This is a genomic window from Streptococcus oralis (genome assembly GCF_001075875.1).
Lineage (GTDB): Bacteria > Bacillota > Bacilli > Lactobacillales > Streptococcaceae > Streptococcus > Streptococcus oralis_I.
The window spans coordinates 1-796 of sequence record NZ_JUOS01000030.1; the positions used below are offsets into that span (position 1 = coordinate 1).

1 protein-coding gene is annotated in these 796 nt (G+C 41.7%); it reads left to right on the forward strand.

The genetic code is table 11. The annotated features are described in order from the left end of the window. Positions 1 to 796 (forward strand): Ig-like domain-containing protein (locus ADM33_RS02015; RefSeq protein WP_049502950.1); only part of this gene is annotated, 796 nt, incomplete at both ends.

Genomic DNA, 796 nt, shown 5'->3' on the forward strand with positions numbered 1-796 from the left:
TCCAACATCTGAAGATGCGACATCTACTGATATCCAAGGTGCCACTCAAACAGGTAAACCAACCTTCACCGAAGGGAATCAAAATGTCCCTATCGATGAAGATACTCCTGCAACATTCGACGACGGCTCAACTACCAAGACAGTTGATGGTGTTGGTACATACACAGTAGCAGCAGATGGAACAGTAACCTTCGTACCAGAAAAATCATTCACAGGAACAGGAACAGGCGTGACTGTTAAACGTGTAGATAAGAACGGTACACCAGTAACAGCTAAGTACACACCAACAGTAACACCAGTAACACCAACAGGTGAACCAGCTACAACTATTGGACCAAAAGGTAAAGAACAGTCTGGTAAACCAACATTCAAGGAAGGTGATAGCCGTGTTCCAATGAATGATGATGTTCCAGCAACATTTGACGATGGTTCAACAATTAAGACTATTCCAGGTGTTGGTACATACACTGTAGTAGCAGATGGAACAGTAACCTTTAAACCAGCACCTGAATTTACAGGAACAGCTCCATCTGTTACAGTTGTTCGTGAAGATATGAACGGAACAAAAGCTTCTGCAACATATACACCAACAGTAACACCGGTTACTACATTTGTAGATAAAGAAGGTAATTCAATCCCAGGATATCCAAGTGAAGATGGCGAACAACCGAAGAAAGAAATTCCAGACTACCGCTTCGTAGAGACTAAGAAACTTCCAAATGGAGATACAGAGCATGTCTACGAACAAGTTAAGACATCATTCAAGGATAAAGAAGGTAAAGCAATTCCAGGTTAT